Annotated in this window: 23 protein-coding genes and 5 tRNA genes; 6 read left to right on the forward strand and 22 right to left on the reverse strand. The window is 29.6% G+C overall.

The features are described 5' to 3' along the window. Positions 1–37: 37 nt before the first annotated feature. The 10 genes from rplL to ABXT47_RS03655 form a co-directional block, all read right to left on the reverse strand. Positions 38–403 carry a 50S ribosomal protein L7/L12 gene (gene rplL, locus ABXT47_RS03610; RefSeq protein WP_415307783.1) on the reverse strand — a complete coding sequence of 122 codons (366 nt, stop codon included), beginning with the start codon at positions 401–403 and terminating at the stop codon, positions 38–40. A 5-nt stretch (positions 404–408) separates the two neighbouring features. Next, positions 409–930, reverse strand: a complete 522-nt coding sequence (gene rplJ, locus ABXT47_RS03615) for a 50S ribosomal protein L10 (protein ID WP_415307784.1) — start codon at positions 928–930, stop codon at positions 409–411. 5 nt (positions 931–935) lie between these two features. Further along, the gene (gene rplA / locus ABXT47_RS03620; RefSeq protein WP_415307785.1) at positions 936–1,625 is read right to left on the reverse strand and encodes a 50S ribosomal protein L1; all 690 of its coding nucleotides are present in this window, start codon (positions 1,623–1,625) and stop codon (positions 936–938) included. Continuing rightward, on the reverse strand, positions 1,625–2,050 hold the full coding sequence (gene rplK / locus ABXT47_RS03625; protein WP_415307786.1) for a 50S ribosomal protein L11: 426 nt from the start codon (positions 2,048–2,050) through the stop codon (positions 1,625–1,627). Before rplK ends, rplA begins: the two co-directional genes overlap by 1 nt. Then, positions 2,050–2,580, reverse strand: coding sequence for a transcription termination/antitermination protein NusG (nusG, locus tag ABXT47_RS03630; RefSeq protein ID WP_415307787.1), 531 nt, complete (start codon positions 2,578–2,580; stop codon positions 2,050–2,052). The genes rplK and nusG overlap by 1 nt, the downstream gene beginning before the upstream one ends. After that, positions 2,580–2,771: a preprotein translocase subunit SecE gene (gene secE / locus ABXT47_RS03635; protein WP_006996799.1), complete on the reverse strand. Its 192-nt coding sequence runs from the start codon at positions 2,769–2,771 to the stop codon at positions 2,580–2,582. The genes nusG and secE overlap by 1 nt, the downstream gene beginning before the upstream one ends. Positions 2,772–2,791: 20 nt before the next feature. After that, positions 2,792–2,867: transfer RNA gene (locus ABXT47_RS03640), tRNA-Trp, on the reverse strand. A gap of 7 nt (positions 2,868–2,874) precedes the next feature. Next, the gene (gene tuf, locus ABXT47_RS03645; RefSeq protein ID WP_415307788.1) at positions 2,875–4,065 is read right to left on the reverse strand and encodes an elongation factor Tu; all 1,191 of its coding nucleotides are present in this window, start codon (positions 4,063–4,065) and stop codon (positions 2,875–2,877) included. Positions 4,066–4,111: 46 nt separating this feature from the next. Next, positions 4,112–4,185, reverse strand: a tRNA-Gly gene (locus ABXT47_RS03650). A gap of 47 nt (positions 4,186–4,232) precedes the next feature. Further along, a tRNA-Tyr gene (locus tag ABXT47_RS03655) sits at positions 4,233–4,318 on the reverse strand. 131 nt (positions 4,319–4,449) lie between these two features. On the opposite strand from ABXT47_RS03655, the gene rlmB reads away from it, so the two are divergent. Beyond that, positions 4,450–5,193, forward strand: coding sequence for a 23S rRNA (guanosine(2251)-2'-O)-methyltransferase RlmB (gene rlmB / locus ABXT47_RS03660; protein ID WP_415307789.1), 744 nt, complete (start codon positions 4,450–4,452; stop codon positions 5,191–5,193). Positions 5,194–5,226: 33 nt separating this feature from the next. Continuing rightward, positions 5,227–5,302: transfer RNA gene (locus ABXT47_RS03665), tRNA-Thr, on the forward strand. Positions 5,303–5,417: 115 nt separating this feature from the next. On the opposite strand, the gene ABXT47_RS03670 is transcribed toward ABXT47_RS03665, so the two are convergent. The 8 genes from ABXT47_RS03670 to ABXT47_RS03705 form a co-directional block, all read right to left on the reverse strand. Continuing rightward, on the reverse strand, positions 5,418–5,639 hold the full coding sequence (locus tag ABXT47_RS03670) for a hypothetical protein (RefSeq protein ID WP_415307790.1): 222 nt from the start codon (positions 5,637–5,639) through the stop codon (positions 5,418–5,420). Positions 5,640–5,714: 75 nt separating this feature from the next. Continuing rightward, positions 5,715–5,909, reverse strand: a complete 195-nt coding sequence (locus ABXT47_RS03675; protein WP_415272484.1) for a hypothetical protein — start codon at positions 5,907–5,909, stop codon at positions 5,715–5,717. Positions 5,910–5,957: 48 nt separating this feature from the next. After that, on the reverse strand, positions 5,958–6,191 hold the full coding sequence (locus ABXT47_RS03680; RefSeq protein ID WP_415307791.1) for a hypothetical protein: 234 nt from the start codon (positions 6,189–6,191) through the stop codon (positions 5,958–5,960). Between the two features lie 12 nt (positions 6,192–6,203). Further along, positions 6,204–6,617 (reverse strand): hypothetical protein, encoded by a 414-nt coding sequence (locus tag ABXT47_RS03685; protein ID WP_415307792.1) that lies wholly within the window; start codon positions 6,615–6,617, stop codon positions 6,204–6,206. Positions 6,618–6,779: 162 nt separating this feature from the next. Then, on the reverse strand, positions 6,780–7,559 hold the full coding sequence (locus ABXT47_RS03690) for an NAD kinase (RefSeq protein ID WP_415307793.1): 780 nt from the start codon (positions 7,557–7,559) through the stop codon (positions 6,780–6,782). 4 nt (positions 7,560–7,563) lie between these two features. Next, positions 7,564–7,649 (reverse strand) — tRNA-Leu (locus ABXT47_RS03695). 70 nt (positions 7,650–7,719) lie between these two features. Next, positions 7,720–8,124 (reverse strand): gamma-glutamylcyclotransferase family protein, encoded by a 405-nt coding sequence (locus ABXT47_RS03700; RefSeq protein ID WP_415307794.1) that lies wholly within the window; start codon positions 8,122–8,124, stop codon positions 7,720–7,722. Further along, the gene (locus ABXT47_RS03705) at positions 8,125–8,874 is read right to left on the reverse strand and encodes a competence/damage-inducible protein A (RefSeq protein WP_415307795.1); all 750 of its coding nucleotides are present in this window, start codon (positions 8,872–8,874) and stop codon (positions 8,125–8,127) included. A 20-nt stretch (positions 8,875–8,894) separates the two neighbouring features. Here ABXT47_RS03705 and sfsA point away from each other — a divergent pair, with 20 nt between their 5' ends. After that, complete coding sequence (gene sfsA, locus ABXT47_RS03710; protein WP_415307796.1) at positions 8,895–9,590, forward strand: DNA/RNA nuclease SfsA; 696 nt, start codon at positions 8,895–8,897, stop codon at positions 9,588–9,590. A gap of 10 nt (positions 9,591–9,600) precedes the next feature. On the opposite strand, the gene ABXT47_RS03715 is transcribed toward sfsA, so the two are convergent. Genes ABXT47_RS03715 through ABXT47_RS03730 form a run of 4 tightly spaced genes read right to left on the reverse strand, consistent with a single transcriptional unit; the run spans position 9,601 to position 13,525 of the window. Then, on the reverse strand, positions 9,601–10,299 hold the full coding sequence (locus ABXT47_RS03715) for an SDR family oxidoreductase (RefSeq protein WP_415307797.1): 699 nt from the start codon (positions 10,297–10,299) through the stop codon (positions 9,601–9,603). Further along, positions 10,299–11,183, reverse strand: coding sequence for an SPASM domain-containing protein (locus tag ABXT47_RS03720; RefSeq protein ID WP_415307798.1), 885 nt, complete (start codon positions 11,181–11,183; stop codon positions 10,299–10,301). The genes ABXT47_RS03715 and ABXT47_RS03720 overlap by 1 nt, the downstream gene beginning before the upstream one ends. A 12-nt stretch (positions 11,184–11,195) precedes the next feature. Further along, positions 11,196–11,921 carry a 3-deoxy-manno-octulosonate cytidylyltransferase gene (locus ABXT47_RS03725; RefSeq protein ID WP_415307799.1) on the reverse strand — a complete coding sequence of 242 codons (726 nt, stop codon included), beginning with the start codon at positions 11,919–11,921 and terminating at the stop codon, positions 11,196–11,198. Next, positions 11,921–13,525 (reverse strand): aldolase catalytic domain-containing protein, encoded by a 1,605-nt coding sequence (locus ABXT47_RS03730; protein WP_415307800.1) that lies wholly within the window; start codon positions 13,523–13,525, stop codon positions 11,921–11,923. The genes ABXT47_RS03725 and ABXT47_RS03730 overlap by 1 nt, the downstream gene beginning before the upstream one ends. Before the next feature lie 78 nt (positions 13,526–13,603). On the opposite strand from ABXT47_RS03730, the gene map reads away from it, so the two are divergent. From map to purC, 3 genes are read left to right on the forward strand one after another with little or no spacing between them, the layout of a single operon-like run. Next, complete coding sequence (map, locus tag ABXT47_RS03735) at positions 13,604–14,374, forward strand: type I methionyl aminopeptidase (protein ID WP_415307801.1); 771 nt, start codon at positions 13,604–13,606, stop codon at positions 14,372–14,374. Between the two features lie 3 nt (positions 14,375–14,377). Continuing rightward, positions 14,378–15,670: an adenylosuccinate lyase gene (gene purB / locus ABXT47_RS03740; protein WP_415307802.1), complete on the forward strand. Its 1,293-nt coding sequence runs from the start codon at positions 14,378–14,380 to the stop codon at positions 15,668–15,670. Continuing rightward, the gene (gene purC, locus ABXT47_RS03745; protein WP_415307803.1) at positions 15,670–16,452 is read left to right on the forward strand and encodes a phosphoribosylaminoimidazolesuccinocarboxamide synthase; all 783 of its coding nucleotides are present in this window, start codon (positions 15,670–15,672) and stop codon (positions 16,450–16,452) included. Before purB ends, purC begins: the two co-directional genes overlap by 1 nt. The last annotated feature ends 1 nt before the right edge of the window (position 16,453 follow it).

Here is a 16,453-nt window from a genome sequence, read left to right on the forward strand (position 1 = left end):
TAAAAATTAATCAGTAATTAGGTTCTTTCTAATTAATTTATTTAAGTTCTACTTTTGCGCCTGCTGCTTCTAATTTTGCCTTAAGTTCATCAGCATCTTTTTTGTTAACACCAGATTTTACTTCTTTCGGTGCACCCTCTACTAAGTCTTTTGCTTCTTTAAGACCTAAAGATGTTGCTGCTCTAACTTCTTTTATAACATTAATTTTTTTATCACCTGCAGAAATTAACATAACTGTAAAATCATCTTTCGCTTCTTCAGTTGCTCCACCTGCTGCTGCTGCTGGTGCTGCTGCAGCCATAGCTGTAACACCCCATTTTTCTTCAAGTTGTTTTGAAAGTTCAGCCGCCTCTACAACAGTTAAACTTGATAAATCTTCTATAATTTTATTTAGATCAGGCATATTTTTTATACTTCTTTAGGGTTATTTTCAGAATTTTCTGGGGCCAAACTACTCATTTTTTCAGAACGTGCAAGTAAAATACTTACAAATTTTGATGCCGATGCAGCTAAAATTCCAACTATATTTGCTCTAGCCTCATCCAATGTTGGTAAATTGGCTACATTCTGAACTCCAGCTTGATCTAAAATTTCACTACCCATTACTCCACCTAAAAGCTTAAGGTTTTCATTGGTTTTTGCAAATTTTGATAAAATTCTAGCAGAAATAATAGCATCATCAGAAAATGCTACAGCTGTAGCTCCAGTAAATAAATTTGAAATGTCCTTACACTTTGTTTTTTCAAGCGCTAGTTTAGTGATCCTATTTTTGGTAATTCTAAATTTAATTCCATGTTCTCTCATTTGAGACCTTAGATCATCAAGTTGTGACATAGTAAGACCTTGATAATGAGTAACTAATACTGCCTCATTGTTTTGAAACTGAGATTCCATCTCAGTAATATAATTCTTTTTTTGTTCCCTGCTCATCATAACTATATAACTTTTCCTAATTTAACTTTGTAAGATACGCCCATGCTTGATGTTACAAAAGTATTTTTAATTAAATCACCTTTTAAAGTAAGGTTAGCTTTTTCTTTTTCTAAAGTGTCTAAAATTGCATAATAATTTTTTAATAATTTATCATCATGAAATGATTTCTTACCAATACTAACACCAATATTTCCATCTTTATCATTTCTAATTTCAGCTTGACCAGATTTAGCATCAGTTACAGCTTGTTTTACATCATCAGAAACAGACCCAAGTTTAGGGTTTGGCATTAAACCTTTTGGTCCCAAAACTTTTCCAAGTTTTGAAAGTTTAACCATCATTCCTGGAGTGCAAATTAATTTTTCAAAATCTAGCTCACCACCTTTTATTTTTTCAATAAATTCATCACTGCCAACTATATCAGCACCAGCATCTTTTGCTGTTTTTGCTTTGTCGTCTTCACAAACAACGGCAACTTTTACTTTTTTACCATTCCCACCTGGTAAATTAACTACAGTTCTAATATTAACTTCACCTTTTTTTTGTTTATTGTTAACCTGAAAGCTTACATCAATTGATTCATCAAATTTCGTAGTACAGTTTTTTTTAATATCAGGTAATAATTTTTCTATCAATTCAGATGGTAAGTCTTTTGTTTTTTCAGGTAATTTTTTAAATCTTTTTGATGCCATTAGTCTTTAACCTCTATCCCCATTGATCTTGCTGAACCTGCAATAATTTTTACGGCTTGCTCTAAATTATGTGCATTAAGATCTTTCATTTTTTGTGTTGCAATTTCTTCAGCTTGTTTTTTTGTAATTGATCCAGCAATACTTCTGCCAGGTTCTTTTGATCCACCTTTTAATTTGGCAGCCTCTTTAATAAAATGAGATGCTGGTGGAGATTTAATTTCAAAATCAAATTTTTTATCTTTATAAACTGTAATAATTACTGGAATTGGTTTTCCAGCAAATGCTTTAGTTTTATCATTAAATGCTTTACAAAATTCCATTATATTAATTCCACGCTGACCTAATGCTGGACCAACCGGTGGAGCAGGATTTGCTTGTCCTCCCATAATTTGTAATTTTATATATCCACTTATTTCTTTTGCCATTAACTAACTTTCTCTACTTGGTTATATTCTAAATCTACAGGGGTTGGTCTTCCAAATATTGATACAGAAACTTTTAATCTAGATTTCTCTTCATCTATATCTTCAACCATTCCACTGAATGATGCAAAAGGACCATCAACTACCTGAACTTTTTCACCAATATTGTATTCTATACCAGATTTTGGCTGTGCTACACCATCTTTTATTTGACCTAGAATTTTTTCTATTTCTTTATCAGATACGGGCACTGGAATGCCTTTTGAGCCCAAAAACCCACTAACTCTCTTTAAGTTTTTTATCATATGATAAAGGTCATTATCCATTTCACTTTTTATTAAAACATAACCAGGAAAATATTTTTTTTTTCTTTGAATTCTTTTTCCTCTTTTGACTTCGGTTACGTCATGTGTTGGGACAACAATTTCTTCAATTTTATCAGAAATCTTCGCTTTTTCAGCTTCTTCTTTGATCAACCCAGCAACTTTATTTTCAAAATTTGAGTGTGATTGAACAATATACCAATTTTTCATTAAATACTTACCTTTAGTAAAGCTTCCAATAAAAATTTAAGAACTTGATCAAGGAGTAGAAAGAAAAGTGACATGATAACCGCCATTGCAAATACCATTAATGCACCCTGCATAGTCTCTTTTCCAGTTGGCCATGAAACTTTAAAAGCTTCTTGTTTAACTTCTTGAATAAATTTTATTGGGTTTTTCATAATATACTGTTTAGCTTATTTGGCAGGAGCGGAGGGACTCGAACCCTCAACCTCCGGTTTTGGAGACCGGCACTCTACCAATTGAGCTACACTCCTATAGAGTTTACTCTATAATTTTAGTTACTACTCCAGCTCCAACTGTTCTACCACCTTCACGAATAGCAAAGTTTAATTTTTCACTCATTGCGATTGGAGTAATCAAAGTAACTGTAAATTTAGCGTCATCACCAGGCATAACCATTTCAGTTCCTGCTGGTAATGTAACTTCTCCAGTTACGTCGGTTGTTCTAAAGTAAAATTGAGGTCTGTATTTAGTAAAGAAAGGAGTGTGTCTTCCACCCTCATCTTTTTTAAGTACATAAGCCTGAGCTTCAAATTTAGTATGTGGTGTAATTGAACCAGATTTACAGAGAACTTGTCCTCTTTGAATATCATCTCGCTCAACACCTCTTAATAGAATACCAACGTTATCACCTGCTTCACCAGAATCTAGAAGTTTTCTGAACATTTCAACACCAGTACAAACTGATTTTTTAGTTTCAGTCACACCGACGATTTCAACTTCTTCACCAGTTTTAATAACACCAGACTCAATTCTACCAGTTGCAACAGTTCCTCTACCTGAAATTGAGAAAACATCCTCAACAGGCATTAGAAAAGGTTTGTCAACATCTCTAGCTGGTTGTGGAATAAATTCATCAACAGCTTTCATTAATTCCAAGATAGAATTTTTTCCAATTTCATCATCTCTTTTTTCTACTGCAGCTAATGCAGAACCTTTAATAATTGGAGTTGTTTCACCTGGATATTTATAAGAAGTTAAAAGTTCTCTAATTTCCTCTTCTACAAGTTCAATCATGTCTTTGTCATCAACTTGGTCTACTTTATTTAAGTAAACAACAATTGAAGGAATACCAACTTGTCTTCCTAAAAGAATATGTTCTCTAGTTTGAGGCATAGGACCATCAGCAGCGTTAACTACTAAGATAGCTCCATCCATTTGAGCTGCACCAGTGATCATGTTTTTTACATAGTCAGCGTGACCTGGGCAATCAACATGTGCGTAGTGTCTTTTTTCAGTTTCGTACTCAACGTGAGCAGTTGAAATTGTAATCCCTCTTTCTTTTTCTTCAGGGGCTTTATCAATCTGATCATAAGCAACAGCTTTTGCTCCACCAGCTTCCGCTAACGTAATTGTGATTGCTGCAGTTAATGTTGTTTTGCCATGGTCAACATGGCCAATTGTTCCAATGTTACAGTGTGGTTTATTTCTTACAAACTTTTCTTTTGACATTACTTTTTTACCTCAGTTTAGTTTTATTAATAATTTCTTTTTTTCTTGGAGCGGGTAAAGAGAATCGAACTCTTACATCCAGCTTGGAAGGCTAGCGTTCTACCATTGAACTACACCCGCACAACATCAAGAATAACACTCCATTGTTATAAGAAAAATTAATTGAATGGTGGAGGGGGAAAGATTCGAACTTTCGAAGACCGAAGTCAACGGGTTTACAGCCCGCCCCATTTGACCGCTCTGGAACCCCTCCTTATTGGGGAAGTGTCCCCTGTTCAATAAAAACTTCAAACAACATGCGTTTTATATATTTTTCTTATGCAATTGCAACACGAGATTTACTGTGAAAAAATGGTAAAATACGTATAAAACAATGATAAACTTATGAATAAATCATCTTTTTTGATCGTTGGCCAGCATGCTGTTATCGAAGCTCTCAGAAACCCTAATAGAAAGGTTTTAAAAGTTTTTTTAACAGAAGAAAGTAAAAAAAATATTCACAGAAAAAATCCAAAAAAAAATGTTTTAGAGGATATTAAAGTTTATTTTAAGTCAAAAAAAGAATTAGATAAATATACTTCAAAAGATCAAATGATGCATGGTGGGTATATTGCTGAAGTTGAACATTTAGAACAGCCTGATTTAAAAGAGTTTATAAAAGGGAAAAGCAATCTAACATTTGTTTGTATTGATGAAGTGACTGATCCAAGAAATATCGGTTCATTGATAAGAAGTGCAGCATCATTTGATATTGATGGTTTGATAGTTAAAGAAAGACAATTCCCTTCTGATAGTAAACTAATGTATAAAGCTGCAAGTGGTTGTATGGAGCATTTAAATATATTTGAAGTTTCCAATATTAATTCAGCACTTAAAAACTTAAGAGAAAAAAACTTTTGGGTTTATGGTTTTGATGCTAAAGGAGATAAAAATTTTACTGATATTAAATGGAGTGGAAAAAATGTTCTTTTATTTGGTTCAGAAGGATTTGGTATGAGAGAGCATACAGGTAAATATACAGATTTTTTAGTTAAGATTGGTATAAATAATGATGTTGAAAGCTTGAACATATCAAATAGTGCCGCTATTGTATTTCATCATTTGAGTTTTTTAAAAAAAAATTCTTGATTAGTTTAAGATTTCTTAATAGAAATCCAGCATGCCCTTGTAGCTCAGCTGGTAGAGCAATTGATTTGTAATCAATAGGTCCGCGGTTCGACTCCGTGCGGGGGCACCATCACTCAATAAAATCAACACTAATTATTTTTGCTAGACTAATATTTAATCCAATTTTAAATTTAATTGTGCCAGTATTGAACCAACATCAAGTGATCACTAAAATTTTTTTATGTTCAAAACCATCTAATCATTCCAATGATACCGGCACTAGCATAAAAGAATTGTAATAATAATATTCCTTTGTGTTTTCCTCGATAAGCCCAGATACCTATTAAAGCTGCTGATAATAATAATAATGAAAAACCAACAAATTCAAGACCAATGTTTAATGCAACAAATAAAGAGTACAAAATTGCTGTCGCAACACCCATCCATTCAAAAAATTTATTGTTCATTTAATTATCTCCATAAACTACTATCAATTTTTTTTATTTTGCATCAACACAGAACTACAGTTCCTAAAAGTTTTTTCATATTAAATATTGTTTATAAATTTCTTCACGTTGAGTTTTTTCCATACCTTTAGTTTTGTCTACAAACTCGTTTCTTAAATCTCTTGTTTTGAAGATATAAAAGCAAACAGTATCTTTGCTATGATAAATGGCTTTTAATTCATCATCAATCTCATTTAATTCTTTTGGAATATCAGCTTTAATGCAAATCATAATAGTTTATTTAAACCCAGAACCACGATCCCTAAAAGTTTTTTCATTTTATAGTCCAAAAAATTCAGCTACATAAGCTATTACAAATAAACAACCTACTACACCACCCCAAACAACAATACTCCCTAATATCCAAAATATCCATTTTGGCATTCCTAATTTTTTAAGTTTCTCTAATACTAATAATGGAATAGCTACGATTGCTGGCAAAGCAAATCTAAATAAAGTTCCTAGAAGAAACAACAGAATAAAGAATAAAAATATCTCACCAAAAATATCCATTGGATAATATCTTTATTTCTTTATATATTTTTTTGCTACAGATTCATCAACTTCATAATTCCAACCATCTAATTTTCTTATTTTTTCATAAAACTCTTTATCTCTTTCAGCTTCAAAAAGTAGATTTTGACTAGTACCTTTTTTATTTGCTTTATGAATACCTCCCATAAGAAAAAAGCTTGGTATAAAGATCCACCATAATCCTGTGAAGCTCCAGTATATAGAATATAAAAATTGTCCAACAGCAATCCAACTCCAAAAGTGCATTGCTACACCAGAGCTTTTAGCTTTTGGTGCTAAATCAGGATTATCTGCAATCTTAACTGCAATGTCATTAAACATTCCTAGATTTAATTTTCCAGAATTTTTTAATTCAACCATTTGTTTATGAGGTATGCTTATTGTTCCATTTTCATATCTTTTCATTTCAACTCCATATTTTTTAAAAACATTACCACTGTGCCAAGATTGTGACCAGACTAAAAATATTTAGAGATTATCGTTGCAAACAAATGTTTAATTAAACTTTAGCAATTGATTTGTAATCAATAGGTCCGCGGTTAGACTCCGTGCGGAGGCATCATCTACTTAATTATTAGAAGTCTCTTTTCTAACCTGCTCAATTTTGATTTTTTTATGAAGGCTATTATTTTTATCATATAATAATTCAAAAATAATTTTCTTACTAGATTGAATTGATATAGTTTTTACATTTCTAACTTCAAAATTGTCTGCTACCGCACTGATAGGTCTTTTATTACTATCCAAATTTTTGATTAAAATTTTTGATTTATCACTAACAATTGTACCTCTCCATCTTCTTGGTCTAAAAGGACTAATCGGTGTGACTGCTAATTTTTTAGAATCTAAATTTAAAATAGGACCATGTGCAGATAAATTATAAGCAGTACTCCCAGCTGGCGTAGAAACTAAAACACCGTCTGAAATTAAATTCTTAATTATATTTTTTGTATTAGATGTTATGGAGATTGATGAAGCTTGTTTACTTTGCCTTAAAACAGATACCTCATTAATAGCTATTGATTTTTTTATTTTATCACCTTTTGTTCTTACACTCATTTGTAAAGGATGAATTTTGATACTGTGTGAAGTTTTTAGATTCTTGATAAAATTTTCATTAGAAAATTTATTCATTAAAAAACCATAGTTTCCAGAGTTTATTCCGTAGAAAGGTTTTTTGTATCTATATAGTTTTTTTAATGTTTGAAGCATAAACCCATCTCCACCCAAAACAATTATGATATTTGATTTTTTTAAAGTTGTTGTTTTAATTCTTTTATTTAAAAAAGATCTGATCCTCATTGAAGTTTTTGTTTTATCAAAAACTAAATAAATTTTATCTTTCATTTAATGGTGCCCTCGGCCAGACTCGAACTGGCACTCCAAAAAAGGCACGGATTTTAAGTCCGTTGTGTCTACCAATTTCACCACGAGGGCATTAATGAATTTCATGAATATTTATGCTAATATTTATAATTGAACAAGCTTAATAAGTAAATTTCTTTAATCAAAATTCTAATAATCCTTTTTTAAGATAATTCTTATTTATATCACAATCTTTATATCCTTTTTTAACAATATTAAGATAGCGCTCTGTAGGAAACATAAATGGTGACTTATCTACCATCATATAGGTCATTACTTTTTTTCCATAATAATAAAAATAATGTTTGGTATATAAAGTGGGATAATCTTCATAGAGATCTAACTTTTTTTCATCGCTTTTAGAAATTTTAAATAATCCACCTTGTACAATTGAGTTTTTTTTAGGCTCAATATCTGCAGCTCTATATCTGCTTCTAAAAGTTAATCTAAAGTCCTTAAGATTTATCTTTTTTAAATAAATACTATCCTTACATCTTCGTTTCATTTGAAAATGATTAAGATTACTACCATATGCAAAATAAAGCATTTAACGTTTCACTACTTCAATCTTTTTTTCATTTACAAACTTTAATATTTGTGAATTACAGTTATCAATTTTTGATTGATCTTCTGATCTTATTACAATTGAAACTCCTAATTTTCCTGCTTGGAAAAATGGATAACTTCCAATTTCAACATCCTTATTCTCATTTTGGACCTTTGTTAATGAATTTGCAATTTCACTTTCAACTGTTTTTAAACTTATTGTGTGACTTAATATTGGCTCTCCACCAACTATTATATTTGTAAGACCACCTAACATTGACTTTAAAATTGATGGGACACCTGGTAAACAAAATACATTTTGAATACTAAAACCTGGTGCTCCACTTGTAGGATTTAAAATAAGTTCTGCATTTTCAGGCATCCAAACCATTTTTTGTCTTCCCTCATTAAACTCTCCAGGCTTATAATATACTTCTAAAATCTTATATGCCTCTTTATGTATTTCATATTTTACTCCAAATGCTTTTGAAACAGATTCTGCAGTAATATCGTCATGAGTAGGACCAATGCCACCAGTTGTAAAAATATAATTATAATTTGTTCTCAATAAATTAAGTGTATCAATTATTGTTTTTTCAATATCAGGAATTACCCTGACCTCTCCTACAATTACCCCAATAGAATTAAGCCAAGTTGCTAGAGTTGAAGTATTGGTATCCTGGGTTCTTCCAGATAGGATTTCATTACCTATAATTAATATAGCTGCATTAAATTTGGTTTTTTTGTTCATTTTAAATGTATAATTTAATAATGGAATTTACCAAACCTTTATTAAAAGGCAAATTAATCAAACGATACAAACGTTTTTTTACTGATGTTAAATTAGATAAAGGAATTGTTACTGCTCATTGTCCAAATACTGGATCAATGAAAGGGTTACTTGATGAAGGAAACAATGTTTACATACTTCCTAATAATGACCCTAAAAGAAAACTTAAATATGGATTGGAAATAATAAATGCTAGAAAAAATTTAGTAGGTGTTAATACGCATATGGCTAATAGAATAGTTCAACATGCCTTAGAAAATAATTTGATTAAAGAACTCAAAAATAATGACTTAATAAAACCTGAAGTATTTTATAATAAAGAAACTAGGTTTGATTTTTTACTTAAAAAAAATAAAAATGAAATGTTTGTTGAAGTTAAAAATGTAACTCTTTTTAGAGAAAAAAATATTGCAGAATTTCCTGATGCTATAACTTCACGTGGGTCGAAACATTTACTAACACTTATTGATGCAATTAAAAAAGGTTACAAAACATACTTGCTATTTTTAGTTCAAATTCAAAATATGGAATATTTTAAAATAGCAAAAGATATAGATGTTAAATATTATGAAAACTATCTTTTAGCAAAAAAAGCAGGTGTTAATTTTTTAGCCTATCGGTGTAAAATAAGTGATAAAAAAATTTATATCGAAAAAAAAATTAAGATAATTTCTTAATATTTAAAAATCACTCACCACCAGTAATATTAATTACTTCATTGGTGATAAATTGATTTTTATTTGATGCTATATAAAAAATATAATTAGCAATATCTTTTGGATTAGCCATTTTTTTAATTGGTAAAAGTTTAGTTCTTTTAATTAAGTTTTTATTAGGAATCTTTTTATGAATTTTAGTATTAGTTAGGCCTATTTTTACTGTATTATAAAATATATTTTTATCTGCAATTTTTTTAAAATAACTAGGTATGAATTCATTCAAGTGTTTAGATAAAGAATATTCAAAAGTTTTACTTCCACCACCAAACTTAACACCAATACTAGAAGAGTTTACTATTCTGCCCCATTTTTTTTTAATCATTTTCTTCAATGATTTTCTAATAATTAACATTGGGATAAAAGAATTTATTTTTAAAGTTTTTTCTAAACTTTTTGTTGTGAATTCTTCAAATGATTTTCCACTGATATAACCTACTAAATTTATAATTATATCATAATCATTTTTAAATTTTTTAAGTATATTTTTTTCATTTAAACTAGATAGATCAGCTTTAATTAAATTGCATTTATATTTAAGATTTTTTATAATTTTAGAATTAGCGTTGTAATGTAAATTTACTTTATAAATACCCTTATCTAAAAATTTCCTAGTTAGTTCTATGCCAATATCAGAGCTTCCACCTAAAATTAATACATTTTTTTTCATCAATTAAAATATCCTGAATTTTTTTCACCCATAAAAGTGCCTTCAACATCACAAACATTACATGGTGCAAAATTTCTATTAGCATTATTTAACATCTTTCTAATTTTCATTGATTTTTTACTAAACCAAATGTCCACAAGATCTTCTTTATTTAAATTTCCTAATATAACTTTTTTACCCCAATCGTGGGGGCACATCAAAACATCACCCTGATAATCTAAAAAAAAAGTATAAGAAGGAATATAGCATGGGCTTTTAAGGGGTTCTTTAAGGCTATCTATTTTAAATTCTGCATTTTCCATTAATCCAGATCTGTTGCTTAATGTAATTCCAAAATCTTGATCTTCCGAGTAATAACGATGTCTAACAATGTACTGTTCATTTGATAGATTTGCTTTTTTACATAAATCTTCTAATTTATCAGCGTCTTCCTTGCCATCATAGGCACTTATTAAAATTTTGTTTAACCCATTTTCAAATAATTTCTTTAGTCTCTTAAGGTTTAATGGATCACCGTTAGTTACCATCTCCACGTTAGAGTCTGGAATAAATTTTTTAACCATATTGATTAAATTATAAATGTTTTTATCTAAAAGCGGCTCTACAAATCCACTATATCTTATTGTTCCACTGTAATTAAGTTTTTTGAGTTCCTCGCACAGTTTTTCATGTAAATCATTAGTTATGAATTCTTTTTTATCATCAAAATCTGCAGCACTTCTTGGACAAAATGAACAAGATCTATTACAAGTACCAGATTCACTTATTTCAATCTCTGTTGGTAAAGGAAGTCTAAGATTTTTGTATTCAAAAATTTGAATTTTATCTTCAACAGTTTTTGATTTATAATCTATGTTTGTGTCTAAAAATTTTTTTTTTTTCATTATACTATTTAGCTAATTTTTAATTAATTTTCTAACTTTTGCCAAATCCTCTTTAGTATCAACTGCTACTGATTTATTAGACATTTTTAACATTTTAACTTGATATCCAAGTTCTAAAAACCGGTTTGATTCTAGGTCTTCAATTGATTCTAATGTAGTTTTTTTTTTTGCAGATGTAAAAATTTTTAAAGACTTATAGGGAAAAGAATAAATACAAACCTGTCTCCATGCTTTTACAAATTTTTTTTTTTTATTAGATGGAATAGGCGAACGAGACATATATAGTAAGTTTTTTTTATTATCAAATACAGCTTTTGGTATACTAGGAGATAAGAATAGTTTTTTTTCTTTTATATCTGTATAGCCATTAACAACTTGATTGGGAAATCTTCTTGCATATTTAACAATCTTTTTAATATCCTCAGGGTTACATATAGGTTCATCACCTTGAACATTAATATAAAAATCTTTTTTAATTTTTTTGGCAACTTCAGCAATTCTATCAGTTCCAGTAAGGCACTTTTTAGATGTCATTAAAGTTTTAATGTTTTGATTTTCACAAATTTTTTGAATTCTTTTATCATCAGTTGCAATTAAAATTTTTGATCTGGGTACAGCTTTCAAGCACTGATTAACTGTTCTAATAATCATGGGAATTCCCTTTATGTCTAGCAATGGTTTTCCTGGAAGTCTTTTTGAAAAATATCTAGCAGGTATAATCAATAGATAATCAGTCATTAAATTTTTTTTAATATTTTCACTTTATAATTTGTTGGAGTCAAAGAGATTAAAGTTTTAGCTTTATTTTCTAATCTGTAGTTTTGAAATAGCTCATCCATTTCAAATTTTTTAGGACTATTTTCAGTATATCCGTCTAATCCTGCTAAAAATATTTTTCTAGATTCACCGCTAGTGCAAACTCCTAATGCGTAAGATATGGCTAAAGAATTTGGTAAAACTGAATAATTTTTTTCAAACTTAAATCTTTTATTTTTTACCTGTAAACCAAAATCTAAAATATTTTTTGATTGAAGTTTAGATTTAATATTTTTAGAAAAACTAGAATATGGAGTTATTAGATAATTATTAAATCTTTTATACTTATTAATATCTGATAATAGCCTTAGAGGATGACAGACAATATGAGCATTAATATATTTTTTTGGAACTGGATGGATTGCATTTAATGCAAATACGACAGGTTTATATTTATTAATGAATTTAATTACTTTTTCTTTATGTGTTGATGTTGTCTTACCAGGTCCTATTATAAGTACATCCTTGTCTTTAATTAATTCAATAGGCTTCCAGCTTCCTTTTATAACTCTTTTATAAAAATTTTTTCCTAATGAAATGAGTTCATTACTAAATTTTTTGCCACCTACAGTGTTTAAATAATTAAGATTGGAATAAACATCCTCTGGCTGAAAACTATCATCACCTAACATACCCTGTACAAAACTAGGGTGAATGGAATGAAGACCAGCAAAATAATAAAAGGGATTAGATCCCCATTTATATTTATCTTTAAGGGGTTCAAAATAATTTTTAATCAAATTTAATAAATGAACAAGCCTTTCGCTTTTTTCATTTCTTCTTTTTAATTCAAGAATCAAATACTCTGTTTTGGTATTTCCTGGACCCCTACCCATACCTGTAACTGTACAGTCAATCCAATTAACTGAATTGTTAATTGCTTCAATTGAATTTTCTAAAGCTTTACCCATATTATCATGAGTGTGTATACCTGTAGAGCCTTTCCAATTAGCTTTAATGTTTTTAATTATTTTTTTTGTTTTTGTAGCATCTAGACTTCCTAAGCTATCTGCAAAATACAAAATATCTGCCTTTGATTTTTTAACTTGTAAAACTGTATTTTTAATCTCCTGACTTGACAGCTCAGGTATCTGCATAATATTTACACCAACTTTATAACCTGATTGTTTAAGCCAATTTACCAGAGGTATAATTATTTTAACCTCTTGATGATGGCATGCAATTCGTACAAGTGAAATTAAAGAATTTTTTTTTTGCTTAAAATTTTTTTTTGCTAACTCAATAATATTTTTACTATTAACAAAATCAGCAGCATTTACCATTACTCCTAATTTTAAATTTTTTGGAATTTTTAAGCTTTTTAAAAAACTTTCTTCTGAGTAGGCTGTTGGCCCTTTTGTTTTTACTTTATCAATGAACCTGAAGCCTATTTCAACATAATCGACTTTGATTATATCCATTACCCTAAGATATTCATTAATTAAATCTTTTTTAAAATGCCAGTTATTGTAATAACCCCCATCTCTCAGTGTACAATCTAAAATATTTAATTTATTTTTATTCATTATCAAGATATAAATACAATTGTTCTATCAGAATTCTTAATAATTATTAACCAAGATATTCCAGAATAAGTATTACATATGTCAGAATATTTAGAAAAATTTGAAAAAATGAGAATTGCAGGCAACCTTGCTGCAAAAACTCTGGATATGCTTACAGAAAATATTAAGCCTGGTATAACTACAGATTTTATAGATAAACTTGGATATGAATTTATAAGAGATAATGGTGGCTACTCTGCTCCTCTTTTTTATAGAGGTTTTATAAAGTCATTATGTACTTCTTTAAATCATGTTGTCTGTCATGGCATACCGTCTGACAGAGTTTTAGTTGAAGGTGATGCCTTAAATGTTGATGTGACAGCCATAGTGGATAAGCATTATGGTGACACTAGCAGAATGTTTTGCGTTGGCAAAACCCCTGTTAAAGTTAATAACTTAATTGATGCTACATACGAGTCTATGATGAGGGCAATAAATTTGCTAAAGCCAGGATTAAAACTAGGTGACATTGGATATGAGATACAATCTTTTGTTGAAAAAAAAGGTTACTCAGTTGTTAGAGATTTTTGTGGTCACGGAATAAGTACAACATTTCACGAACCACCAAATATTTTACATTATGGAAGAAGAAATACAGGCTTGGAGCTTAGACCCGGTATGACTTTTACCATTGAGCCCATGATAAATACCGGTGAATGGGATGTTAAAATGCTAAAAGATGGTTGGACTGCAGTTACAAAGGATAAATCTTTATCTGCACAATTTGAGCATACGTTAGGTATTACTGAAAATGGTTATGAAATCTTTACAGAATCTGTTAAAGGTTATTCTAAGCCCCCTTACTTATAATTAATGATTGAGAGATATTCTAGAAAACAGCTTACTGACATATGGTCAGAAGAAAATAAGTACCAAATTTGGCTCGATGTTGAGATTGCAGCAGCTGAAGCTATGGAAAAATTAGGACAAATTCCCAAGGGTGTTGTCACTGTTGTAAGAAAAAAAGCAAAAATAAACGTCAAAAGAATTCACCAAATTGAGAGTAAGGTTAAGCATGATGTCATAGCATTCTTAACTTCAGTTACTGAAAAAGCAGGGATTAAAGCAAGATACCTTCATCAAGGTATGACATCTTCTGATGTTCTGGATACCAGCTTAAATATTCAATTAGTTCAATCAGGTAAGATTCTACTTGGTGATATTGATCAAATTCTAAAGGTTTTAAAGAAACAGGCCAAAAAATATAAATACACTCCATGTATGGGTAGAAGTCATGGAATTCATGCTGAGCCAATTACATTTGGTTTAAAATTAGCTTCATTTTATGAAGAGTTTAAAAGAAATAGAAAAAGATTAGTTAATGCAATTGATGAAATTTCAACATGTGCAATCTCTGGTGCTGTTGGAACTTTTGCAAATATAAGTCCAAGTGTTGAAAAGCATGTTGCTAAAAAACTTGGCTTAAAAATTGAACCTATATCAACTCAAGTTATACCAAGAGATAGACATGCATTTTACTTTTCTATTCTTGGAATTATTGCTGGATCAGTTGAAAGAGTTGCAATTGAAATTAGACATTTACAAAGAACAGAAGTATATGAAGTGCAAGAATTTTTTTCAAAAGATCAAAAAGGTTCATCAGCAATGCCTCATAAAAAAAATCCAATATTAAGTGAAAATTTGACAGGTCTTGCAAGAATGGTTCGAAGTGCAGTTCTTCCTGCCCTAGAAAATATTGCACTATGGCATGAAAGAGATATTTCTCACTCAAGTGTTGAAAGAAATATTGGTCCTGATGCAAATATAACTTTAGATTTTGCTTTAGCCAGACTTAGTAATATTTTAGATAAAATGATTGTCTATCCAAAGAAAATGATTGAAAATTTGAATATAACTAAAGGTTTAATTTTTTCCCAAGAAGTAATGCTAGAGCTAACAAAATCAGGATTAAGTAGAGAACAATCTTACAAAATGGTTCAAAACTATGCAAAAAAATGTTTTGCAGAAAACCTAAATTTATTTGATGTCATTTCCAATGATGAATTCATAATGGCAAAAATTTCATCAAGAAGATTAAAGGCTATATTTAATTATTCATCACACTTTAAAAATGTAGATTTAATCTTTAGAAGAGTTTTTAAATAATGAAAAAAGGTAAGAAATTATACGAAGGTAAGGCTAAAATAATTTATGCAACATCTGATAAAAATTTAGTTATCCAATATTTTAAAGATGATGCAACAGCTTTTAATAATTTAAAGAAATCAACTATTGAAGGCAAAGGTGTTTTAAACAATAGAATATCTGAACATATCCTTTCCAACTTGACTCAAATTGGAATTAAAAATCATTTAGTTAAAAGATTAAATATGAGAGAGCAGATTATTAAACTTGTTGAAATTATACCTATAGAATTTATTGTTCGAAATGTTGCAACAGGTTCTATTACTAAAAGACTTGGTATTGAAGATGGAACAGTTTTAAAACAGCCTCTATTAGAATATTGTTTAAAAGATGATAGTTTAGGTGATCCACTCATTGCAGAAGAGCATATATTGGCCTTTGATTGGGCTACAAAATCTGAATTAGAAAAAGTTAAAAAGATGATCCTAAGAATTAATGACTTTATGGTTGGAATGTTTAGAGGTGTTGGAATTAAACTAATTGATTTTAAACTTGAGTTTGGGAGACTTAAAGAAAATGGTAAAAATGAAGTTATTTTAGCAGATGAAATTAGTCCTGATACTTGCAGATTATGGGACAGTATTACCGAGAAAAAACTAGATAAAGACAGATTCCGTAAGAATCTAGGAGACTTAATACCCGCTTATACTGAAGTTGCCAAAAGACTTGGTATTTTACATGAGCAGTCAAATGTTAGTGCTGTCAATATTACAAAATTAAGATCAATTAAAAAAAGAAAATAAT

The sequence above is a fragment of the Candidatus Pelagibacter sp. Uisw_099_02 genome (assembly GCF_047727625.1).
Classification (GTDB): domain Bacteria; phylum Pseudomonadota; class Alphaproteobacteria; order Pelagibacterales; family Pelagibacteraceae; genus Pelagibacter.